This is a genomic window from Rothia sp. HMSC066G02, assembly GCF_001813145.1.
GTDB lineage: Bacteria > Actinomycetota > Actinomycetes > Actinomycetales > Micrococcaceae > Rothia.
In genome coordinates this window covers 150,941-174,231 of the sequence record NZ_KV811593.1, presented here as the reverse complement: position 1 = coordinate 174,231, position 23,291 = coordinate 150,941, and the positions used below count along the sequence as shown (strand labels likewise).

General features: G+C 61.1%; 19 protein-coding genes and 1 pseudogene. 10 read left to right on the top strand and 10 right to left on the bottom strand.

The genetic code is table 11. From position 1 onward, the window contains the following. Window positions 1-115 precede the first annotated feature (115 nt). Window positions 116-2,641 carry a DNA gyrase/topoisomerase IV subunit A gene (locus HMPREF2894_RS05170; protein ID WP_070678110.1) on the bottom strand — a complete coding sequence of 842 codons (2,526 nt, stop codon included), beginning with the start codon at window positions 2,639-2,641 and terminating at the stop codon, window positions 116-118. 286 nt (window positions 2,642-2,927) lie between these two features. On the opposite strand from HMPREF2894_RS05170, the gene HMPREF2894_RS05165 reads away from it, so the two are divergent. Then, a complete protein-coding gene (locus HMPREF2894_RS05165; RefSeq protein ID WP_005506389.1) occupies window positions 2,928-3,521 on the top strand; it encodes a DUF5998 family protein in 594 nt (197 codons plus the stop codon). A gap of 96 nt (window positions 3,522-3,617) precedes the next feature. Next, on the top strand, window positions 3,618-4,883 hold the full coding sequence (locus HMPREF2894_RS05160; protein ID WP_070678108.1) for an alkaline phosphatase family protein: 1,266 nt from the start codon (window positions 3,618-3,620) through the stop codon (window positions 4,881-4,883). 141 nt (window positions 4,884-5,024) lie between these two features. Here the strand turns inward: HMPREF2894_RS05160 and sepH are convergent, their stop codons facing one another. Further along, a complete protein-coding gene (gene sepH, locus HMPREF2894_RS05155) occupies window positions 5,025-6,176 on the bottom strand; it encodes a septation protein SepH (protein ID WP_210399400.1) in 1,152 nt (383 codons plus the stop codon). A 326-nt stretch (window positions 6,177-6,502) separates the two neighbouring features. On the opposite strand from sepH, the gene HMPREF2894_RS05150 reads away from it, so the two are divergent. The 5 genes from HMPREF2894_RS05150 to HMPREF2894_RS05130 all read left to right on the top strand — a co-directional run bounded on the left by HMPREF2894_RS05150 (window position 6,503) and on the right by HMPREF2894_RS05130 (window position 9,681). After that, window positions 6,503-6,802 (top strand): DUF4193 domain-containing protein, encoded by a 300-nt coding sequence (locus tag HMPREF2894_RS05150; protein WP_005506382.1) that lies wholly within the window; start codon window positions 6,503-6,505, stop codon window positions 6,800-6,802. Window positions 6,803-7,036: 234 nt separating this feature from the next. Then, window positions 7,037-7,489: a dUTP diphosphatase gene (dut, locus tag HMPREF2894_RS05145; protein WP_070678104.1), complete on the top strand. Its 453-nt coding sequence runs from the start codon at window positions 7,037-7,039 to the stop codon at window positions 7,487-7,489. A gap of 77 nt (window positions 7,490-7,566) precedes the next feature. Further along, entirely contained in the window at window positions 7,567-8,358 is a 792-nt protein-coding gene (locus HMPREF2894_RS05140; protein ID WP_070678102.1) for a DUF3710 domain-containing protein, read from the top strand. Next, a complete protein-coding gene (locus HMPREF2894_RS05135) occupies window positions 8,358-8,897 on the top strand; it encodes an asparaginase (protein WP_070678100.1) in 540 nt (179 codons plus the stop codon). Before HMPREF2894_RS05140 ends, HMPREF2894_RS05135 begins: the two co-directional genes overlap by 1 nt. After that, on the top strand, window positions 8,887-9,681 hold the full coding sequence (locus HMPREF2894_RS05130; protein ID WP_070593495.1) for a DUF3159 domain-containing protein: 795 nt from the start codon (window positions 8,887-8,889) through the stop codon (window positions 9,679-9,681). The genes HMPREF2894_RS05135 and HMPREF2894_RS05130 overlap by 11 nt, the downstream gene beginning before the upstream one ends. A 100-nt stretch (window positions 9,682-9,781) precedes the next feature. Here HMPREF2894_RS05130 and HMPREF2894_RS05125 read toward each other — a convergent pair whose 3' ends face one another. Together HMPREF2894_RS05125 and HMPREF2894_RS05120 are read right to left on the bottom strand one after the other, a co-directional pair. Further along, complete coding sequence (locus HMPREF2894_RS05125) at window positions 9,782-10,435, bottom strand: potassium channel family protein (protein ID WP_005506372.1); 654 nt, start codon at window positions 10,433-10,435, stop codon at window positions 9,782-9,784. A 222-nt stretch (window positions 10,436-10,657) separates the two neighbouring features. After that, window positions 10,658-11,341: pseudogene (locus tag HMPREF2894_RS05120) on the bottom strand (TrkA family potassium uptake protein); the annotation flags it as partial. 195 nt (window positions 11,342-11,536) lie between these two features. Between HMPREF2894_RS05120 and HMPREF2894_RS05115 the strand changes: the two are divergent. The 3 genes from HMPREF2894_RS05115 (at window position 11,537) to dxs (ending at window position 17,844) form a co-directional block, all read left to right on the top strand. Next, entirely contained in the window at window positions 11,537-13,678 is a 2,142-nt protein-coding gene (locus HMPREF2894_RS05115) for an APC family permease (RefSeq protein WP_070678096.1), read from the top strand. Between the two features lie 218 nt (window positions 13,679-13,896). Continuing rightward, a complete protein-coding gene (locus HMPREF2894_RS05110; protein ID WP_070678094.1) occupies window positions 13,897-15,546 on the top strand; it encodes a class I SAM-dependent RNA methyltransferase in 1,650 nt (549 codons plus the stop codon). A gap of 225 nt (window positions 15,547-15,771) precedes the next feature. After that, window positions 15,772-17,844, top strand: a complete 2,073-nt coding sequence (gene dxs / locus HMPREF2894_RS05105) for a 1-deoxy-D-xylulose-5-phosphate synthase (RefSeq protein WP_083309908.1) — start codon at window positions 15,772-15,774, stop codon at window positions 17,842-17,844. 200 nt (window positions 17,845-18,044) lie between these two features. Here dxs and HMPREF2894_RS05100 read toward each other — a convergent pair whose 3' ends face one another. The 6 genes from HMPREF2894_RS05100 to HMPREF2894_RS05075 all read right to left on the bottom strand — a co-directional run bounded on the left by HMPREF2894_RS05100 (window position 18,045) and on the right by HMPREF2894_RS05075 (window position 23,171). Next, window positions 18,045-18,584: a Rieske (2Fe-2S) protein gene (locus HMPREF2894_RS05100; protein WP_049358781.1), complete on the bottom strand. Its 540-nt coding sequence runs from the start codon at window positions 18,582-18,584 to the stop codon at window positions 18,045-18,047. A 197-nt stretch (window positions 18,585-18,781) separates the two neighbouring features. After that, window positions 18,782-20,047, bottom strand: coding sequence for an HRDC domain-containing protein (locus tag HMPREF2894_RS05095; RefSeq protein ID WP_049352948.1), 1,266 nt, complete (start codon window positions 20,045-20,047; stop codon window positions 18,782-18,784). A gap of 218 nt (window positions 20,048-20,265) precedes the next feature. Next, window positions 20,266-20,742: a peptide-methionine (R)-S-oxide reductase MsrB gene (gene msrB / locus HMPREF2894_RS05090; protein WP_070616480.1), complete on the bottom strand. Its 477-nt coding sequence runs from the start codon at window positions 20,740-20,742 to the stop codon at window positions 20,266-20,268. 87 nt (window positions 20,743-20,829) lie between these two features. After that, window positions 20,830-21,330, bottom strand: a complete 501-nt coding sequence (gene ybaK / locus HMPREF2894_RS05085) for a Cys-tRNA(Pro) deacylase (RefSeq protein ID WP_070616652.1) — start codon at window positions 21,328-21,330, stop codon at window positions 20,830-20,832. Between the two features lie 250 nt (window positions 21,331-21,580). Then, window positions 21,581-22,591: a YeiH family protein gene (locus HMPREF2894_RS05080; protein ID WP_049340581.1), complete on the bottom strand. Its 1,011-nt coding sequence runs from the start codon at window positions 22,589-22,591 to the stop codon at window positions 21,581-21,583. Between the two features lie 91 nt (window positions 22,592-22,682). Further along, entirely contained in the window at window positions 22,683-23,171 is a 489-nt protein-coding gene (locus HMPREF2894_RS05075) for a DUF6318 family protein (RefSeq protein ID WP_070678092.1), read from the bottom strand. Window positions 23,172-23,291: the final 120 nt, after the last annotated feature.

The window sequence follows — 23,291 nt, the reverse complement described above, 5'->3', positions numbered from 1 at the left end:
ACAAATTGCTCTATGACACTGTCCCACATAAAAGCCGGGGGTGAAGACACACACAACGTGTCTTCGCCCCCGGCTTCGTTAACAACCTAAGGTCAAAAGGCCGTGAACGGCGCGCTTAGAAGAGCTTTTCACCCTCCGGGCTAACCGCCATCGCAGCAGAAACAGCCGCATAGTTCGGGCCCACAATGCCGATGCTCTGAGTGAGCATCACACCGGAACCATCACGGGCACCGTGCTCAGTCGGCAGGGAACGAGCCACACCGCCGGAGGACGCCGCCTTCGCCGGGCCCGCGCCCACCCACGCCAGAGCCAGCTGGCTCTCACCGGTGAGGAATCGGTGCGCACGCACACCGCCGGTCGCGCGGCCCTTCTGCGGGTACTCGCTCAGGGCGGTGACCTTGGCGCTCGCCAGGCCGTCCTTACCGTTGGTGACGGTCACGACCTCCGCCGCGTCGCCGGGCGCGGTCACACCCAGGGCGATGAGGCGGTCGCCGTCGGTAAGCTTGATGCCCGCGATACCGCCTCCGGTGCGTCCCTGCGGGCGGACCTTCGCCGCGTCGAAGGTCAGCAGCTTCGCGTCGCGGGTGACGAAGGTGAGCACCGCATCGTCGGTGGGGCAGGGGGCGGCGGCTACGATTTCGTCGCCGTCCTTGAGCTTCATGATGTCCCACTCGGTCTGGTTCAGCGGATAATCCGGGTTGAGGCGCTTGATCACGCCGCCCGCGGTTGCCAGCGCCAGCACCGTGTTTAGCGGTACGAGGGCGACCAGCTTCTCACCCTTGGCGAGCTGAACCAGCTCGGCAGCCTTCACCGCCGATGCCATGGAGGGGGTACCTCCGTTCTCGTCCAGCACCGCAATGTCCATGACGGACAGGCGCACCATGCGTCCTGCGGAGGTCACGGCACCAATCTCGCCGCGCGCGGTGGTCGGCACAATCGAGGTGAACACGTCGTGCTTGAAACGTTTGCCGGGATCCACGAGCGCCTCGCGGATGGGCTTGCCGGGGGTGCGTCCCATCATGCCGGATGCCGAAAGCAGCACCCAGCAGGGATCGTCAGCGATTTCGAGGGCGAGGCCCAGGCTCTTCTTCGCCTTGGACTGCGCGGTGACTGCCTCAATGGCGACCTGCATGTCGTCCTTGGTTTTGAGCTGGGTGCGGCGGTCGGTGCCGTAGCGTTCGGCGACCTCGGCGAGCTCCTCGGAGACCAGTTCGCGCAGCGCCGCATCGGAGCCAAGGATACGCTGCAGATCCGCGATTTCCTGCTGCAGGGTGTCGCGTTCTGCTTCGAGTTCCAGGCGGGAGTACTTGGTGAGCTGGCGCAGGCGCAACTCCAGAATATGGTTCGCCTGGGTGTCGGTCAGGTCGAAGACGACCTTCAGCTTTTCGCGTGCCTGAGCGGTCTCATCAGACTCACGAATGATTTGGATGACCTCGTCAATGTCGAGGATCGCCACGAGCAGGCCCTCCACCAGGTGCAGGCGGTCGGTGCGCTTGCCCAGGCGGAATTCGGTGCGGCGGCGGACCACGTTCAGGCGGTGGTCAATGTACACGCGCATCAGGTCGAGCAGGCCGAGGGTCTGCGGCTGACCGTCCACGAGCGCCACATTGTTGATACCGAAGGAATCCTCAAGCGGAGTGTGCTTGTAGAGGGCGGCGAGCACCGCCTCCGGGTTGAAACCGTTCTTAATTTCGATGACGAGGCGCAGACCGTTGGTGCGGTCGGTCAGGTCGACCACGTCGGAGATGCCGGTGAGCTTCTTGGAGTTGACGCCGTCCTTGATCTTTTCGATGACCTTTTCGGGGCCGACCATGTACGGCAGTTCGGTGACGACAATGCCCTGCTTGCGGGGGCTGACCTGCTCGATGGAGACCTTCGCGCGGGTTTTGAAGGTGCCGCGGCCGGTTTCGTAGGCGTCACGGATGCCTCCCAGACCCACGATGGTGCCGCCGGTGGGCAGGTCGGGGCCGGGGATGAACTTCATGATGTCTTTGAGGGTCGCCTCGGGGTGGGCGATAAGGTGGCGGGTACCGGCGATGACCTCGCGCAGGTTGTGCGGCGCCATGTTGGTTGCCATGCCGACCGCGATGCCGGTGGTGCCGTTGACGAGCAGGTTCGGGAACGCTGCGGGCAGCACGGAGGGCTGCATGAACTGGTTGTCGTAGTTCGGCACGAAGTCAACCACGTCTTCTTCGAGGTCCGCGGTGAGTGCCTGCGCGGCGGGTGCCATGCGTGCTTCGGTGTATCGGGCGGCTGCCGGGCCGTCGTCGAGGGAGCCGAAGTTACCGTGACCGTCAACGAGGGGCAGGCGCAGCGCGAAGGACTGGGCGAGGCGCACCATCGCGTCGTAGATGGCGGCGTCGCCGTGCGGGTGGAGCTTACCCATGACCTCACCGGTCACGCGGGCGCTCTTGACGTGGCCCTTGTCGGGACGCAGACCCATCTGCTGCATCATGTAGAGGATGCGGCGCTGCACGGGCTTGAGGCCGTCGCGGGCGTCGGGGAGGGCGCGCGAATAAATCACCGAGTAGGAGTATTCCAGGAAGCTGGTTTCCATCTCGGCGGATACGTCGATGTCGACGATATTCTCTACCACATCCACCGGGTAGTCGCTGACGGCGGATTTGGATCGGCGAGCCATATATCTCCTCGTGTCCGTGTGTTTTTGCTCCTCCTATTTTAGCGGGTGGTAGCGGATGAGACGGGCTGGTTGGTCGGCGTCATCTGTGGGGTGCGCCAAGACGGTTGCGGGGCAGTAACCGAAGCGCACCGGGGGAGCGCACACCGTCATATGAGCCTGTATTAGCGTGGTCAAGTAGCACAGCCCGGCTGGAACCCTCTAAGGTAGAGGGGAGTAATACCTAACCGCCTTCATCGTGTGCGCCGACCGACGTCGCCTCATGAGGGCACCGCACGAAAGAGGTACGATGTACGCCACCACCCCCGAACGCGAGCAACTGGTCGCAGACATTAAGCATGCCGGTTTCTACCCCGACCTCGTGCTGGAAGTGGTGGATGACGCGCTAGCGGGCATGAACCCGGACGCGCATTTCGTACAGCATGAAACCCACTTCTCACGCGATGATTTTCACCGTCACATCACCGTGATGGTGCTCTGCGGTGAGCACGTCATCTTTGCGCACCTGGACGACCAGCACCTTGAAGGTGACGCGCAGGGCACCGTGGCGCATGTGAGCGTGGAGGCGGTGCACCTGAGCGCCCTGAACGCGGTCACCATCAGCTACGGTTTCAGCCAGCCGCAGGCGTACAACGCCGGTAGCACCGCCCCGACTGAGATTTCCTTCCAAATTGCGTGGACCGGTTCGCTGCACATGGAGCTGGCTCCTGCCGGCTGCCAGGATCCGCAGTGCAATGCTGACCACGGCTTCACCGGCGATGCGCGCCGTGAGGATATTGCGGTGCGTGTTTCTGCGACCGCTGACGGCCCGGAGTCGGTTCAGCGTGCGCAGCATTTTGCGCGTGCTCTGCACCGTGCCCGCATGTACGCAACCCGCCGATAAGCATCACCGATAAGCACCGGCGGTAGCGCTCGCACAGTAACAGACCGCGCGGTGCCCCGTACTTTCACACACCCGCCACACCCCTGAGAGGACCTTATGACGGTACAGACCACCCTGCACGATGTTCTGGGCGCGCCGTTGCCTCCCGCGCCCGCCTACGGCAGCAATAGCATCGCCGATGTGCTGGAGTCCGCCTCCTCTCTGGTGGCTCAGCGAAGCCTGGCGCGCCCCGCGCACACTCTGGATTCCGACCCGGCGTTCCACGCTGTTGCCGACCCGCTGAACCTTGCCAGCCGCCTCGAGGAGCAGGACGTTGATCCGGCATCGTTCCGCCACGCCTGCGTGATCATGGTGGACGGCCTGGGCGAGCAGCTGCTCAACAGCTACGGTGGCTACGCGCCCGCCCTGCGTAAGACCCTGAACCTGGGCCCGCTGGACGCCGCGTTCCCCACCACGACCGCCGCCTCCCTGACCTCGCTGGGTACCGGTACGGCACCCGGCGCGCACGGCATTGCCGGCTACGAGGTGCGTAACCCGGCAGGTAATGGGGGAGCGGGCTCGGTCATGAATCACCTGTCCGGCTGGGATCAGTCGGTGGACCCGCACGCCTGGCAGCCGCTTCCGACCGTGCTGGAACGCCACCATACGAACCGCCGCGTGCTCACCATTTCGCTGGGTAAGTACCGCGGTACCGGTCTGACGGAGGCGGCGCTGCGTGGCGGCGACTTCGTGGATGCCGTCGGCTATAACGCCCGCGTCACCTACGCCCTGGAGGCGCTCTCCAGCCGCACCCCGACCACCGTGTACCTGTACTGGGGCGAGATTGACGCGGCGGGCCACCGCTACGGCGTGGGCAGCGATGAATGGCTACAGCAGCTGGAGGAACTGAACTCGGCGCTGAAGCGTCTGGCGGAGCGCGCCCCGGCGTGGGCGGCAGTCTTCGTGACCGCCGATCACGGTATGGTGAACGTGCCCGAGCACCAGCGCATCGACTACTCTGGCGTGGAGGAGCTGACCCGCAACATCGCCATGACCGCCGGTGAACCGCGCGCCGTGCACCTGTACCTCGAAGACACCTCGGAGGCGGCACGCACCGCCACCGCTCAGCGTTGGGCGCAGTACTGGGGCGAGCGCGCCTGGGTGATTGACTCTCGTGAGCTGATGCGTGCCGGTTACTTTGGTCCGGTCATCACGGATGCGGCGCGCGGCCGCATTGGCGACCTGATGGTGTGCGCTCGCGATGATTGGGCGCTGTACGATATGCGCCACTATCAGGAACGTGCCCTGCACATGGTTGGTCAGCACGGTTCGCTGACGGACGCTGAGCGTCTGGTGCCGTTGCGCATGCTCAAGACCTTCTAAGACTCGGAAGAGCCCCGCTCAGCGGATACAGGCTGAGAAGATAGAAAAAGCCGCCGGTTATTCACACGAATAACCGGCGGCTTTCTGCTGTCTTGGTGCCTTTGCCTAGAAGCCTTTATCGGGCGGCGCGAGGGCGGTCGCTTACTTGCGGCCGCCGAAGATGATGTCGTCCCAGGCGGGAACGCTCACGCGCTGCTTCTTCGAGGAAGACTTGGGCTTCTCGGCCGCGGAGGCGGGCTCAGCCGGTGCCTCAACAGCGGGTGCCTGAGCTACATCTGCGGGTGCGTCCTCGATGGGGGCCGGCAGGGCGAAAGACTCGACCGGAACGGAATCAACGGGTGCTTCCGAATCCACAGCCAGCGGGTCGGTGGTTTCTACGGTGGTTTCTGCGGTGGGCTCGGGCGCTGCCGGTGCAGCAGGTGCCGCAGGCGCTACCTGGACAGCGGGTGCAGCGGGCTCAGCCGGTGCTACAGGCTCAGCGGACTCGCGGTGCACGAACACCTCGGGCTCCTCAACCTGCGCCGGGCGCACCGAGCGGGCGCGCTCCAGAAGCTCCTTGAGCTTACGCTCATCAGCGCTCTCAGAGGAAGTAAGGGGTGCCGGTGCGGGCTCGGGCGCCTTCGGCGGGCGGGCGGGCGGAACCTCCACGGGAGCCTTCTTCGCGGCGGCGGCAACAGCGTCCTCACTATTGCCCATCAGGAAGTACGCCGCCTCATTCGAAGCGTACAGGCCCTGGTTTGCCGGGTTGTACACCCAACGTGCGGGGAAGACGACCTGCGTGGGCAGGTTCTGACGCACCGAATCCTTCAGCGCAATATCAACCTCAACGCGCCACTGGCCGTTCTCCTGCTGGCGGGTGGTCCAGTCCTGGGTTGCGTCCTCAAAACCGTAACGCTCGGAGACTTCCTCAATGCGGGCGCTCAGGGTCACGGGAATCTGTGCGGTACCCGAAGCGGAGCTGCGGCGACCAATCTTCACGCTCTGAGCGGCACGAATAATGTGGGCACGCTCAGCAACAATCGGCCATTCGTAGCGGCGCACACGCTCCGGCTCCCAACCGGACTCTTCAGCGATTTCCTCAACGGAGGCACCCTGACGGAAACGGGTCTGAATATCGCGCGGACCGTAGGTGCCCTTAGCGCCCAGACCGCGGGCGGGCTGAATACGGCGAGCCTTGGTGATGCTCGTGCGCAGGTTCGCGTCAATCGGCAGCAAGAAGCGGGTGCCGTCAGCAGACTCAAGCACCAGATTTTCGCCGTCATCGTGAACGCCAATCAGACGCAGTTCAAGCATGAGAACCTCCATAGGTGAACCGGACGCGTTCGTGAATGTGTTGCACGGAACGCAAACTACCTACCAGGGTACCGTGAAAGCGCGGTAAATCAGTAGCGGAGGCGGGATTTTCACCAAAAAAAGATGTACTTTTCGCACCGAAAAAGCTAGAATGTGACGCCTAAACAGTCCAAAGCCTACCCAGGATTAGACAAATAGGGTGCCAATGGTGAACAATACCTGGCATGCCGTCGGGGTTAATTACACACCAGCGGCACCTAGAGCACTCATTAAACCAGCGTGGCCTAGTCCAACACACAGCCACAGAACTAACGGAGCGTGAAAGTTTGGCAACTGATTACGATGCACCTCGCAAGCAGGACGAAGAGCAGAACGAAGAGTCCTACGAGGAGCTGAACGCCCGCCGTTCCGAGATGCAGTCCGGTGCGGTGGACGAAGACGAAAACAGCGCAGCAGAAAGCTTCGAGCTGCCCGGTGCTGACCTCTCCAACGAGGAGCTGAACGTTGTTGTTCTGCCCGCTCAGGACGACGAATTCACCTGCGCATCCTGCTTCCTGGTGCGCCACCGCTCGCAGATTGCACGCGAAGAGGGCGGCCTGTCCTACTGCATCGAGTGCGAGGGCTAAAACTTTAGGGAAGGGCTAACACCCACCCGACATACACCTCATGACGGGGCGAGTGCCGAGTGCACCCGCCCCGTTGAGTATGTGAAAGCCTCGCACGCAAGAACAGCGCCGCGTCGCACCCAACACGGCACACCGCCGCACGCGCTGAACGCGAACGTGCAACGAAAACACCCCGCAGTAGAGTCTCAACACAGCGCGAGGTGATGGCACAGACCCCCGCGAAAGGTTAGAGTAATGACCATGATGAACCCCGTAAACGTCCACATTAAGCTGCTCGACCCCGAGCTGCCCGCACCCGCTTACGCAAAGCCCGGCGACGCCGGCGCTGACCTGCGCTCCCGCATCGACTTCGAGCTGGAACCGGGCGAACGCGCCCTCGTCCCCACCGGCGTGGCAATTGCCCTGCCTGAAGGTTACGTTGGTCTGGTGCACCCGCGCTCCGGCCTGGCAACCAAGAACGGTATCACCATTGTTAACGCACCCGGCACCGTTGATTCCGGCTACCGCGGCGAGCTGATGGTCACCCTGCTCAACACTGACAAGACCAAGTCCTTCCACGTGCAGCGCGGCGACCGCATCGCTCAGCTGGTCATTCAGAAGTACGAGCACGCAACCTTTACCGTGGTGGATGAACTGGAACAGACCGAACGCGGCTCCAGCGGCTTCGGCTCCAGCGGAATCCACTAGTCTGCTCTCACCGCGATTGTCGCACGAGAGAAGAGAAGAAACCCCCGCACCCTGCGTGCGGTGAAAGTAGGAATACCATGTTCGGATTTGGTAAGAAGAAGCACGCCGAGGAGGCTGAAAAGGCCGCCATCGACAAGGCTGTCGCCGAAGAGAATGAGGAGACCAACGTCGAGGTTGAGGAGCTGAAGGAAGAGGAGAACTCTCCCGAGGTTATCAAGTACGACCGCGTCAACGGCCCGCACGACATTGAAGAAGTCACCGCCGAAGACCTCGAAGACTACGTCGACCTGGGTGCACTGCGTATCAAGCTGCTCGACGGCATGAACCTGCGCCTCGAAACCGACGACGCAACCGGCGCCGTCATCGCCGCAACCATCACCCGCGACGGCGCAACCCTGCAGGTGCAGGCATTCGCCGCACCGCGCACCACCGGCATCTGGGACGACATCCGTCACGACCTGACCGAGTCCGTCGCCTCCCAGGGCGGCAACGTCGAAATCTACGCCGGCGTATTCGGTGCCGAAATGCTGACCCGCCTGCCCGCCTTCACCCCGGACGGTCAGCCCGGCGAGCGCATCGCCCGCTTCGTGGGTGTGGACGGCCCCCGCTGGTTCCTGCGCGGCGTCATCTCCGGCGCGGCTGTGCTCGGTGACGATAAGGCTGCCGCCTCCGTGGAGGAAGTCTTCCGCACCGTCGTGGTGGACCGTGGCGACGACCCGCGCCCGCCGCGCGAGCTGCTGCCCATGACTCTGCCTGCCGACCTGGTTGTGGCTGAGGAAGAGCCCGCCGTGGAGGAAGAAACCGAGAACGAGCACAGCAAGCTGCGCCCGATGCCTCGCCGCGGCCCTGAGATTACCGAGATTGGCTAATGCCTGAGTTTTCGAACTACCCGAGTGCGCTCGCGGTTCCAGAGGAGCAGATTCTTGCTCCCGGGTACCCCGAGCGCTTTCGCGTACGCCTTGCCGGACGCGTGGAGCAGGTATGGCTGCCTGCGCTGCAGGATAAGCCGATGTACCGTGCCGAGCTGGTGGTGGCTAAGTCGAAGCCCCTGCAGTGGTCGAGCCCGCTGGCGCTGATTGGTATGCCGATTGTGGAGCCGCCCGGTGAGGACTTCGAGGAGGAATCCGAGGACCCCGAGAAGCAGCACCATTTGAACACGGCATCTTTGGCGACTGTGGCGGTGCAGGAGCCTCACGAGGTGTCTTTCCCACCGTATGCGCCGTTCAACCCGGGGGACCGGATTCTGCTGAAGTGGCAGGGGCAGCGGATGGTGCCCGGCGTGCTTGCCGGTGCGCTGTTGCGCTGTTCCGGCGTGGTGTCGGTGAGGGCGCATCAGCCGGTGATTTACAACCCGCGCTATGAGATTGTGCCGCAATTCTTTGCTGAGAAGGGAAAATATGAGCGCTGAGCAGTCTTCGACCCAGCCCGACCCGAACGCTAACCCCGCAACTGACCCTGCGCGGGAGGGGAACCAGTTTGCGCAGAGCCTGAGCGCCTCCATGGGCGCGAATATGCGCCGCACCGCCAACGGCGATGTGGATATTCTGCACGCTATCGGCGGCTGGCGCGGCCTGGTGGAATCCTCCCTGCCCGCGGTGGCGTTCCTGGTGCTGTTCACCGTGACGAAGGAACTGAACCTGTCCCTGATTGCGGCGCTGGCTGCGGCGGGCGTGTTCACGCTGATTCGTCTGGTGCAGGGCTCTAAGCTGGTGAGCGCGCTGACCGGTCTGGTGGGCGTGGCAATCTGTGCGTTTGCGGCGTACCGTACCGGTAACGCGAGTGACTACTTTGTGGTCGGTTTCTGGACGAACGGCGTGTACATTCTGGCGTATCTGCTGTCGATGCTGGTGCGATGGCCGCTGATGGGTCTGATTTTCGCGGTCATTCGTGGCGAGGCGTTGAGCTGGCGTCAGAACCCGGTGCGTCTGCGCCAGTACATGCTGGCCACCTGGATTATTACCGTGCTGATGATGCTGCGCCTTGCCGTGCAGGTGCCCCTGTATTTTGCGAATAATGTGGAGGCGCTGGGCGCTACCCGTTTGGTGATGGGTCTGCCGCTGTACGCTTTGGGCGTGTGGCTGGCGTGGCGTGTGTCGGCACCGGAGGAGGCGCTGGTGAGCGAGGAATCTGAAGATGCTGAAGAATCTGACGTATCTGTCGCTACCGAAGCTGACGGTTCAGAAAGCCGCTAACCCCACAACTTCATACGTAGAAGAACTTCATAGAAGTACGCGAAAGCCCCGGTACCCGTAACCGGGGCTTTCGCCTACCCAAAAACTTACGTATAAACGCTTACGCGAACAGCGCGCGGATCTGGTCCTCACCGGCAATGGTCGTGATGAAGAACAGCTCGTCGCCGCCCTCAATCGCCACATCGGCACTGGGCGGGATTGGCGCGCCGTCACGCAGGATTGCGGTGAGCACCGTATCGACGGGCCACTGCACGTGATCCACACGGTAACCGATGACGGGGTGGTCATCCGGCACGGTGTACTCGGCGAGGGTCGCGCCGCCAGCCTGCAGGGTCAGCAGGCGCACCACGTCGCCGACTTCCACGGCTTCCTCGACGAGGGCGGTCATTAGGCGCGGGGTGGACACCGCAACATCCACACCCCAGGAGTCGTCGAAGAGCCATTCGTTACGCGGGTTGTTCACGCGCGCCACGGTACGCGGCACACCAAACTCACTGCGAACCAGCAGGGAGACCATCAGGTTTGCCTTATCGTCACCGGTTGCGGCAACGACCACATCCGCCTTGTTCGGGTGCACCTGGCGCAGTACGGACAGTTCGCAGGCGTCACCAATATGCCAGCGCACACCGGGCAGATCGGCGCGCTTCTTAACTTCCGGTTTGGAATCGATGATGGTCACGTCGTGGCCGTTCATCATGAGCTCTTTAGCGATAGAGGCGCCCACGGAACCGGCACCAACAATGAGGACCTTCACTTACTTCTCACCTTTCGAGGAGTCACGATGGCGGCCGATGAGTTCGAGAGGATCAGGCAGATCCGGGGGAGTGTCACCGAGATGGAATTCGTGCTCGACAACGGGGGTTTCGTTGTGCTCCTGCTTGGGGGTGATCGTCACGCCGGATTCGGCGGGTTTCTTCGGTGCGTGGGGACGCTTAGGGCGCTTTCTGTGGCCCGAGGCGGGGGCGTAGTCCCCCTCAGCTTCTGTTTCTTCGTCTTCAATGCGCGGCGGGCGGGAGAGGATGCGGGTTACGTCCGCAACGTCGTCGGTGCGCATCATGACGTGCACGCTATCGCCCTGCTGATAGGCGCTATCGGGGCGGGGGAGCATGCCCTCACCGAATCGGGTGATGTAGGCGATGCGCACCCCGGCGGCACTTTCGATACTGGTCAGCGCGTGGCCTGCCCAACCGTCGTCGAGTGGAATTTCGGTGAGCATGAGGCGGCCCGAGGGTTCACGGAAATCACCCTTGAGCGCCTGCTCGGGCAGCAGACGGCGTAGCACCTGGTCGGTGGACCAGCGCACCGAAGCGACCGTGGGAATGCCCATGCGCTGGAAGAACTCGGCGCGGTTCGGGTCGTACACACGCGCCACAACGTTCTTCACCTTGAACATTTCGCGTGCCACACGGGCGGCAATAATATTCGAGTTATCGCCCGAAGAGACGGCGGCAAAAGCGTACGCCTCGGTGATACCGGCACGCTTGAGGGTGTCCTCATCGAAGCCAACACCGGTCACCAGACGGCCCTCAAAGCCCTTACGCAGCGGCTGGAAAGCACGTTCGTCCTGGTCAATGACGGCGACCGTATGCCCCGAAGCTTCCAGAGTGCGCGCCAACATGACGCCCACGCGCCCGGCACCCATAATGACGAAGTGAGGCATACAACCCTCCGAATGTGTTGATGTTTTGTGTCGATAAGGCGTTACCGCCTACCTCTACCAGTGTAATGGGCGGGTGAGCCTCCGCGCCGATGCTCCGTGATATTCCGCTCGCCATGCCCACTATTCGGCTGAATAAAATTGAGCTTTGAAGCCGCGACCTATAGCCTTAACAGCGTGAGGAATCGTTGGGATAAGATGCGCATCGCCCTGACCGGCAGGCCGGTCAGCACGCGAAATCTTTCGGCTGTCAATCTGCCGAAGCGCTACGCCCTGCCTCTTTTCGGTGCCGACGGCATCTCTTCGGTCGCCTACGCCGCCGACCAGATGATTTTGACCCTTGCCGCCGCGGGTGCCTCTGCGCTCGCTTTTTCGCCCTGGATTGGTTTGGGGGTGGCGATGGTGGGTCTGCTGGTGATTGGCACGTACCGGTACAACATTAATCAGATTGCTTCTGAGGGCGATATTCAGCTGGTGCACCGCAAACTGGGTGCGCTGCCGTCGATTGTGATGGGCGCTTCGTCGCTGATGGACTATATGCTCACAGTGGCGGTGTCGATGTCTTCGGCGTCCTCGTTTTTGGTGGCGTTGTATCCGCAGATTCAGGATTGGCGCACGCACATTGCTGTGCTACTCATTGTCGCGCTGACGCTGTTTGCGCTACGTGGCGTGCAGTTGCTGGGCAAGATTGCGTACTGGCCGCTGTATGTTTTCTTGGCACTGTTGGGAGCGACCCTCATTGTGGGTTGGATTCGTGCCGCGACGGGTACCCTGCCGCTGGCTGAGTCGGCGACCTACGTGATTGCCCCCGAATACCACGATCATGCCCTGGAAGGCTTGGCGCTGGTGCTGCTTCTGGCGCGTTCGTTCTCCGCCGGTGTGGTGGCGTTCTCGGGTGTTTCTACGATCTCTAATTCGGTGAAGTATTTCCGCCGTCCGAAGAAATATAACGCGGCGGTCACCATGATGATGATGGGCCTGATTACCTCGGTCCTGCTGGTGAGCCTGCTCGGTTTTGCGGCGGCAACCCGCGTGCACATGGTGCACGATACGACCCGTTTCTTGTTCATTGACGGGCACGCGCCGGGGGAGTACTTCCACCAGAAGCCGGCGCTGTACCAGGTGGCTTTGGCGATTTATCAGGGTGTTCCGTTCTTCGCGCAGCTGCTGGTGTTTGCCACGGTGGGCGTGCTGATTATTGCCTCGCTGACTGCGTTTACCGGCTTCCCGGTGATTGCCTCGTCGCTGGCTGATTACCAGTACCTGCCGGTGTTCTTCCGCAGCATGGAATCACGCGGCCTGTATGCGAACGGTGTGCTGGCGCTGTCGGCATTCTCAATTTTCCTCACCACCGTTTTCGGCTCGGACGTGTACTCGCTGATTCAGCTGTACATCGTGGGCATGTGCCTGTCCATGGTGCTGGTGCAGCTGGCGGTGGTGCGCTACCGCATGCGCCTGCTGCGTATTACTCTCGCACAGATGCCGCGTCGCGCCCTGCTACGTGATATCGCTGTCTCTGCGGTGGGCGTGGTCGTAACCGCCGCGGTGCTGGTCATCGTCGTGGTGACGAAGTTCGCCGCCGGTGCGTGGCTCTCCCTTGGAATGATTGCCCTGATGGTTGGAGGTATGGTTGTGACTCGCCGCCACTACGATGCGGTGGATGCCGCCCTGGACGTCCCCCTGAACGCCGAATCCGTTGCGGATGTGGCGGCCCTGCCTTCGCGTGTGCACGCCATCGTATACGTGGAGCGTGTGCTCCGCCCGGCGGTTCGTGCCCTCTCCTATGCGCGCGCCGGTCGCCCCTCCACGATTGAGGCGCTGACGGTCAACAACGACCGGGCCGCCCTGGAGGTCGTGAAGAAGCGCTGGTACGCCCTGGGTATTCCGGTGCCGCTGTCGGTCATTGACTCGCCGTACCGTGACACGGTGGATGCTGTCGTCTCGTATATTCGCCGCCGCCGCAAGAAGTCACCGCGCGATATTTTGGTGGTCTACCTGCCGGAATTCGTGGTGGAGCACTGGTGGCAGCGTCTTCTGCACCGCCGCACGGTGCGCCGCCTCAAGCAGGCGCTTCTGCATGAGCCAGGCGTTATGACGGCAACCGTGCCCTGGGCGATGCACGAGGATGAGGTGTATGATGAGATTTTTGATCAGCGCCTGCAGGGTAAAGAAACTGCCAACGATTCGACCGCGGAGGCTGACGGTTCTACGGCGGCAGTCGCCCCGAACGTGACCCGTTCTGCCGGTGGTGGCCGCGAGCTAATCCAGAGTAACCGCCACGCGGTGTACCGCGGTCGCCTGCACGAGGCGGATGCTGTAGCGCGCGAGAAGAAGCGCTAGCCGTAACGTTTGCCCGGCGCTCAGCATAATTGCCCTGCGCCCACATTAATTGCCCAGCCCGGTCATTGGCCTGTGATGTGCTTGAGCACCCCCACATAGCGCCTGGACTTTGCCTTTTGCAACCTATTTGGTGCCCCCTGTGGGGCGTCGGAATCGGAGTGAAGGTACAAACCGGTGTAAAATAGTTCACATTAAGTGATTCTTTAGGAGACAATGCTGTGACCCACACTGCTACCACGCCTGCCGCCTCCAACAACGTAGACGGATACAGCGTCGGGCAGACCCTCACCGTCACCTGTGAGGCTCCCGCGCACGGCGGCGCCTTCGTAGCGCGCACCGAACAGGGCGTCATCTTTGTGCGTCACGGCATCGTCGGCGAACAGGCTGAAGTGCGCATCACCGCGATTGGCCCCAAGCGCCGCTTCTACTTCGCGGACGTTATCTCCGTACCCGTACCCTCCCTGGCACGCCGCCCCCACCCCTGGATCCAGGCGGATGCGCTCGCCACCGAAGAGGAACGCGCCGCCGCCACCGGCGTACCCGAACTGCTCGGCGGCATGGAGTACGGCCACATCAACCTGGATGAGCAGCGACGCTACAAGACTGATATCGTCCGCACCCAAATCAACCGACTGGGCGGTCTGCCCCTCGAATCGCCCCTGCTGACCAACCTCATGGTTGAAGAGCTGCCCCTGCGCGATAACAACGAGGGCCTGTCCTGGCGTACCCGCGTGCGCTACACCGTGACCAAGGTCCGCGCGCACGATAGCGAAGAGAAGAACGGCGAGCAGAACAGCGGCAAGAAGAACCCCGCCGTCACCTGGCGCGTCGGCATGCACCCGTACCGCGCCTCCCAACCCGTACCTGTCATCGACTTTCCCCTCGCTGCCCCCGAACTGCGCAACCTGCAGCTTGAACAGCTGAACCTGCGCGGCGTGCGCGAAGTCGAGGCGACCGTCTCCTCCCGCGGCAGGGTCCTGCTGCAGTTCATCGTCGACCCCCGCTTCTCCATCGAAGAGGTCGCCAAAGACATCGAACAGCAGGCATCCGACGCCTGGGGACTGCTCGCCAAGCGCAAGATTTCACTGTTCTTCACCCCGCAGTCCACCTCCAACGGCAAGCCCAAGCGCCGCCGCCCCGGCTCCTCCCACAGCCCCTACCGCCGCGTACCCGAAGGCGACCAGCTGCTCGGCGCGGGCCTGCGTTCCGTCACCGAAGAAGTCACCTTCGGCTCCCGCCGCTTCAGCTACCAGGTGTCCGCCGGCGGCTTCTGGCAGATTCACCGCGCCGCCCCCTCCACCATGGTCGGTACCATGCTCACCATGCTCCGCCCGCAGGAAGGCGAATGCGCCCTCGACCTGTACGCTGGCGCGGGCCTATTCACCGCCGCGCTCGCGGATGCAGTGGGTGCTACGGGTACCGTGGTCAGCATTGAGGGTTCCCCGGTGACCCATAAGGATGCCCGTTCGAACTTCGCGCCGGATGGTTGCTCCCGCACCGAGAACTCGGCGGACACCCGTATTGAGGTGATTCGCGGTGACGTGGCGCGCCACCTGGTGGATCTGAAGACCGCCCTTGAGTTTGGTGAAATCCCCGCTATTGATGCGGTGGTCCTTGACCCGTCCCGTGAGGGCGCGAACCGAACCACCCTGGAACGCCTGGATGCGCTGGACCCCAAGCGTATTCTGTACGTGGCGTGCGATCCGGCATCCCTGGGTCGTGACACCGGTATTTTGCGTGAGCTGGGTTGGGACATGGTGCAGCTTCGGGCGTTCGATATGTACCCGAATACGCATCACGTGGAGTCGGTGGCGCTGTTTGAGCGTGCCCCGGCGAAGCCTCGTCCGCGCCGCCGCCGCACCAAGTAGCGCGCAGCTAGTAGCTGTAACAAAGAAGCAAATAATCGCAGTGTTGGGCGGGTTGGGCTGTTCACCAGCCTGCCCACTAGGGGTTATTTCAGGCCGTTTTCGCTCAACCCGGTGCGTCTTGCTCTGCGGGCGCATAAATCTGCTTTTTGGCACCTTAAACGGTAGAATCATTGAAGAACCAACGCACGGAATGAGCCGTGCCCCGACCTTGAGGAGTGTGGGTGTATGTCCGCTGAAAACGCATTGCCGCAGGAGGAGACCCCGAATAGCGCCGCCGGTGGCGCACCCACCGCCGACTACAGCATTGGTAATGGTGCCACTGCCAAGTTGCTCCCGGGTATTCAGTCCCCGGCGGACCTGCAGAACCTCAGCTACGAGCAGCTGGAGGAGCTCTCTAAGGAAATTCGCCAGTTCATCGTGACGAATGTGTCGGCGACCGGCGGTCACCTGGGTCCGAACCTGGGCGTTGTGGAGCTGACCCTCGGCATTCACCGTGTCTTCGAATCTCCCAAGGACAACATTCTTTTCGACACCGGCCACCAGTCCTATGTGCATAAGCTGGTGACTGGTCGTCACGCGTTTAAGACGCTGCGTCAGAAGGGCGGCCTGTCCGGCTACCCGGATCGTGGCGAGTCTGAGCACGACATTATTGCTTCTTCGCACGCCTCTAGCTCGATTTCGTGGGCTGACGGTATTTCTCGCGCGCACAAGCTCAACGGTGAAGATGACCGCTACACCGTGGTTCTCATTGGTGACGGCGCGCTGACCGGCGGCATGGCGTGGGAGGCTGTGAACAATATTGCTGCCGACCGCACCCGCAAGGTCGTGATTGTGGTCAACGATAACGGCCGCTCCTACGCGCCGACCATTGGCGGTTTTGCGAACCAGCTGTCTGAGCTGAAGCACGGTGTGCAGCAGCAGGTGGATCGCGTGCGCCTCGATCACCGCTACGACCACACACTGGATGCGGTGCGCATCGGTCTGCAGCGTGGCGGCCCCGTCGGTCAGATGGTGTACCGCGGCCTGCACGGCATGAAGGCGGGCATTAAGGACGTCGTCGTACCCAAGGGCATTTTTGAAGACCTGGGCATGAAGTACGTGGGCCCGATTGACGGCCACGACCAGCAGGCTGTGGAGAACGCACTGACCGCGGCGAAGAACTATGCCGGCCCGGTGATTGTGCACGCCATTACCGAGAAGGGCCACGGCTACGCGCCCGCCCGCGCGAATGAGGACGACCAGTTCCACGCGGTGGGCCAGATTGACCCGCTGACCGGTGAGGATGTTTCGACCAGCACCTCCGAGTCGTGGACCGGTGTCTTTGGCAGCGAAATTGCAGATATTGCGGATGAGCAGGAGAACGTCGTCGGTATTACCGGCGCGATGCTCATTCCCGTGGGTCTGCGCGAATTTCAGAAGCGCCACCCCGAGCGCGTTATTGACGTAGGTATCGCTGAGCAGCACGCCGTGGCGATGAGCGCCGGCCTGGCGTACGGCGGCATGCACCCGGTGGTTGCCCTCTACGCAACCTTCCTGAACCGCGGCTTTGACCAGTTGCTCATGGACGTTGCCCTGCACAAGGCGGGCGTGACCGTTGTGCTGGACCGCTCCGGCATTACCGGCCCGGACGGTGCAAGCCACCACGGCATGTGGGATTTGGCGATGCTGCAGTTCATTCCGGGCCTGCACCTGGCGGCTCCGCGTGATGGCGCGACCCTACGCGAAGAGCTGCGTGAGGCTGTAGCTATTAACGATGCACCGACCGTGATTCGCTACCCGAAGGGCTCCGTGGGCGAGGACATTCCCGCCCTGGAGCGCCGCAGCGACGGCGTGGACGTGCTGGCACGCACCGGTGAACCCCACCCGGAAACCGGTCAGCGTGACGTGCTGTTCGTTGCCGTGGGCGCTATGGCTCGCGTGGCTCTGGAAGCCTCCAAGGTGCTTGCCGCCGAGGGCATCCAGTCCACCGTGGTTGACCCGCGCTGGGTGATGCCGGTGCCGTCTTCGGTCGTTGAGCTGGCTCGTGATCACCGCATTGTGGTGACCATTGAGGACGGCGTGCGTTCCGGTGGTGTGGGTTCGCGCATCCGCCAGGAAATGCGTGCGGCTGGCGTGGATACCGCGCTGAGCGAGCTGGGTCTTCCGGCGGAGTTCATTCCGCATGCTTCTCGCGAGCAGATTCTGGAGGAGGTCGGCCTGACCGCCGAAACCATTATCGCGGATTTGCGTGCGCAACTGGCTGGCGATAAGGTTCCGTTCGCTCGTGAAGAGGGTCAGAAGCCGCGCCACACCCGCTAACGGTCGTACCTGAGTGCCGCCTGAGCTTCTCTTAGTAGCGCGCCGCAATAGCAGGCGCTTAGCGACGGACACAGTATAGACATTAACGCCCCGCCCATCGATTGTGATGGGCGGGGCTTTGCCGTATGCACTATGCTGTATCCACTGTACGGGGCGCTATCGGCCAGCGCCTGAGCTTATGAGCATGAGAAGTAGTGGTTTTAGGAATTGTTAGTAGTGCCGCTGACGAAAATCTTGCCGCCCTTCACCTGCACTGGGTAGCTGGTCAGAGGCGCCTCCGCAGGGCCGTGCACTACCGAGCCGTCAGCTACGGCGTACTCGGAGCCGTGGCAGGGACACACGATGCGGTTGGAATCCTGCACCTGCACCTGGCAGCCCTGGTGGGTGCACACGGTGCTGAACGCCTTGTACTCACCCGCGGACGGCTGGGAGACGATAACGGTCGTGGAGCCGTGGGTCAGGCGTGCCGCCTTGCCCACACCCACTGCCGAGGCGGAACCCACCTCAACGGTGCCTTCGGGTGCGGTAACGTTGGAGTCACCTTCAGCGCAGGAGGCGAGCAACGCACCGGATGCGACGGCACCGGTGATGAGGGTTGCGCGGCGGGAAAAGACGCGCGCAGAAGATTCAGTTGCTGCGGTATCGACTGCGGTGTCGACGGCATTAGATTCAACTGCGGCAGATGCAGCGGGGGAGGCGCATGCCTTCTGAGAGCGGCAGCATCCGTTGGGCGCGGGCATGGTGGTTCCTTTCGTGTACTCTCTCCACCCTATGCCGGTTTGGGATAAAAATCGAATGAGAGCAGGCTAAGCTTGGTTCACGTTTGCTCCCGAGACAAAATCCTGAGGCACACTCCCGAGGCACAAAAATGCCGGTCGGGTGGTCGCATCAGCAACACACCCAACCGGCACACACATCTATTCAGCGTTAGAGAAATCTACCCCAAGTGGCGGGCAAAAATCGGCGCAATCACGGGGGCAACCAGACCCGTCTGCCACGAACGCGCACCGTACTCGGCGAGTGCATCCCGCAGGGTCTGCTCGTCAAAACGAGCCGGCGGCTCCCAGCAGAGGCGGCGAACATAATCGGTCGTGATCAGGTTCTGCGCCGGAATGGTCAGCTCCTCAGAGAGCTCATCAATTGCCTGACGAACCTCGGTGAACAACGCCAAGTTCTCGGGGCGCTTAGACTCCCACGCCTTCAACGGCGGCGGGGCAGTCGACGGCAAAGTGAACGGTACAGCGTTCTCACCGCGTGCCGCCGCAGCAATAGCACGCACCCAACGCGGTCCCTCACGACGCAAACCACGCGTCTGAAAACCAGGGATCGCCATAATAGCGGGAACGTTACGCGGCATGGTGCGTGCCGCCTCCACAATCGCAGAATCGGGCAGCAGGCGCTTCGCGTCTACGTCCTTCTTACGCGCCAGCGAGTCACGCTCAAGCCACAGGTTACGCAACGCCGTCAGCTGCTTGACCGAACGCAACATCGTGCGGCCCTTCGTCTTACGCCAACGCTCCGGCTGATCCGTCGGATCCTTCACCGGGGTCTTGCACAGGTACTCAAACTCCTCCAGAGCGTACTGCAGCTTACCCTGCTGGCGGAGCAAATCCTCCAACGCATCACGCAAATCAATGAGCACGTCAACGTCCAGCAGAGCATAGTTCAACCAGGATTCCGGCAGGGGGCGGCGCGACCAGTCTTCCTTCGAGTGCTTCTTCGCCAGCTTATAGCCGAGAAGCTCCTCAACGGTCGCACCCAGGTTCACGCGCTCCAGACCGGCAAGACGCGCACCAAGCTCCGTATCAAACAGACGGTTCGGGCGCATACCGAGCATATCCAGGCTCGGGAAGTCCTGAATTGCGGCGTGAATAACCCACTCAGCATCCGCCAGAGCATCGTTAATAATGCGCAAATCCTTAAACGCCTCAGGGTCAATCAGGTACAGCTGATCTTCACGCTTAAGCTGCACCAAAAAAGCACGCGAACCGTAGCGGATGCCCTGGGCACGCTCCGTATCAACAGCCACCGGGCCGGACGCCGCCGCCAACTGCTCAGCGGCACGACGCAGACCGCTCTCAGTGGTGATGAGAGTCGGAATCGGTGCGGAAGGGGTCTCCAGAGGAACAACGTCCGGAACTTCGATACCGTTAAGGGTCAGCTGAGGGGTGCCTGCGGCATTCTGTTCAGCTGCGGTACTCATGCACTCAATCCTTTTCCTCTGTCTGGTTCGACGCGCCCATACGATGCGCCAGATGCCCGGGTAGGCGTACGCCCGAGCAAACATGAGCCCGGGCGGGGTGACGTGCCCGCGAAGGCACTACGCCATTCTACCCGCCCGAGCTTAAAGCCTCGAATTTAGAGAGACTCACAATAAGGGGTTCACCTGCGTGCCTGCTGGGGGGGGGGTATCGCCGGGGTTTATTCGGCGGATTCCGCCTCGTCAACCGGAGTATCACCAGGCTGTGCTTTATCAGGCGCGGCTTCACCAGCCGGGGCCAGCGTCAGACACACCGAATTAATGCAATACCGCAAATCCGTGGGAGTCGGGTAGCCCTCACCCTCAAACACGTGACCCAGGTGCGAATCGCAGGCGGCGCAACGCACCTCCACACGGCGCATACCGAACGTCGTGTCCTCCAGGTAACGCACACGGTCCTCAGCCAGCGGCGCGAAAAACGACGGCCAACCACAATGCGAATCGAACTTCTGATTGGAACGGAACAGCTCCGTACCGCAGGCACGGCAAGAATACACACCCTCCGTGTGGGTGTTCCAGTACTCGCCCGTGAACGCGCGCTCGGTGCCGCCCTCACGCAGAACAGCGTACTCTTCAGGCTTGAGCACTTCACGCCAGTTCTTGGCGATAGCACCCACGCCGGGTAGCGAATTGCCCATCATGACTCCTTCAGTTTGCTCTCATGCCCAGGCTCCTACGGCATATGTAACGCCGCGGCCGGGCGGATTATTCCCGCTGAGCGCGGACTAAGCGCGGATGTCAGCGTACTTTCCGTTGGTGAGCTTCAGCAGGTCGTCGGGGGCGAGCTCGACGTCCAGTCCACGCTTGCCTCCGGACACCATGATGGTATCGAAGAGCTGGGCGCTTTCGTCCAGGAGGGTGGGGGAGGGGGTCTTCTGACCCAGCGGAGAAATACCGCCCACCACGTAGCCGGTGCGGCGTTCGGCGACCTTCGGGTCGCACATGGAGGCGTTCTTCCAGCCGAGGGCAGCGGCGGCAGCCTTAATGTTCAGCTTGCCAGAGACCGGCACGATTGCGACGGCGAAATCCTTCTCGTGCACAATCAGCAGGGTCTTGAACACCTGCTCCTCGGAAGCACCGAGGTTCTTCGCGGCTTCTTCCCCGAAGGAGGTGACGCCCTCAACGTGCTCGTATTCGCGCATCTGGAAGGGGGTGTTCGTCTCGGTCAGCAGTGCTACGGCGGCGGTTGCTGCGCCGCTCTTCTTACCTTTAGTTTTCTTAGCCATAGACACCATTTTACGGAAGTCACCATGCGCGGATACCTATGCGCTGATACCCATGCGCCGAGAAGCCACATGTGTTTCGAGAAGCCACAATAATGGTGGCTTCTCGAAACACATGTGGCTTCTCAATGGTTATGGGGTTATTTCAGTAGCCCTTTTTCCTTCAGCTGCTCTTGAGAAAGCGAGCCAACGACAGTCCAAAATCCATCTGATTTGTCTACGTTCTGAGGTGGCCTTTAGGCTCCCTTTTTTCTTAGTAAATACCGATGAGTAATTGCATGCCAAGACTAGTCAAGATGATAGCAATCCAGCAAAGGGCTCCAAGAAAAATGGATTTTCCACTGGATTTGATCATAGCAATGAGGTTGGTTTTGAGACCAATAGCACTCATAGCCATGATGATGAGGAATATGGAGAGTTGTTTGAGAGGTGAAAAGAAGCTATTGCTGACACCGAAAGATGTGAGAAGAGTAGTTAGCAGAGAAGCTAGGATAAAGTAGAGAATGAAAACGGGGAAGATTTTTTTAAGCTTCACTCCTTGGTTGTTGCCTTGTTGACGGCTTTGCCAATAGGAGAGGAAGAGAACGATAGGGATAATAGCTAGAGTACGTGTCAGCTTGACAATAGTTGCAGGCTCAAGAGTGTTTGCATTGTAAAGACTATCCCAGGCACTAGCAGTAGCTGTCACAGAGGAAGTATCGTTGACCGCAGTCCCCGCAAAGAGAGCAAAACCTTCGTTGGAAAGATGGAGCCAAGAACCTAGAGTTGGAAAGATAAGAGCTGCCAAGACATTGAAGAAAAAGATAACAGAAATGGCTTGGGCCACTTCTTTTTCCTTGGCGTGAATAACAGGAGCAGTCGCTGCAATGGCAGAACCGCCACAGATAGAAGAACCTACACCGACCAAGGTAGCAAGCTTTGTATCCAGATTAAAAAAGCGTTGGAAAAAGAAAGCAATAATTAAAGCGATAGAAATGGTCGAAATGATGACAGGAAGGGAAGATTTTCCAACTGCGAAAACTTGTGAGATACTGAGTCCAAACCCAAGCAAAATAACAGCATACTGAAGCAATTTTTTGGAGCTATAAGTCAAACCGGCATCCAGTTGTGTATAGGAAGTGAGAAAGGGATGGAGAATCATTCCGATAAAAATGGCGAAAACAGGTGCTCCCACAACAGGCAGAAATCCTCCTAAAACCCAAGAGATGATAGAAATGATCAGACAGACTGACAGTCCTGCCCAATTTTTTGATAGAAATGACATAAAAACCTCCGAGAATAAACACTCCTTATTATAGTCTTATTTGGTAAACTAGAAAGTAGGAATACAGACCCGGCCCGGGGAGCGCACCACCTCAGCCTCCGCGCTGATAAAGGCCTTCGATATCCTTGAGGAACTTAATATCCTTCTCGTAGGTATCCAGCATAGAGGGCCATACATACTGCATGTCACCGGTCTGAATACCGTAGTTACGGGCTCTGACCCAATCGGTCATCATCTCACGAAGACCAGCAAAGGTTTCAGGGTACTGTTGCGGCTTAGCCTTGGGGAGAGGGACGTTCTGAGCTATACCGTATGCATCAGCTTTGCGGTACTCGCCGTCGGGTGCTTTCGAGCCGCCAGAATATCCACGAGTCACAACAGGCTTCGGGGTGGTTGAGACCGAAGCAGATGCAGACTCAGATGCCACTGCAGACGCCGAAGCGGTCTCGCTCGGCGCGGCAGAGGCGGTGGCTGCCCCCTCGTTATTTGCCTGCTGGCCACACGCCGCAAGCAGGGCGCCAAGGCCCACAAGTGCGCCGCCGCTCAACATCGCGCGGCGGGTAAGAAAAACGGAAGTCATGGAAATACATTCCTCGTATCGGTGTGAAGTGTGAATAGGGGGGGCTGGTTAGAAACCGGAAGACTAACCAACCACAGAGAAGAATCCAATAGCTGAGAAGCCACATGTGTTTCGAAAAGC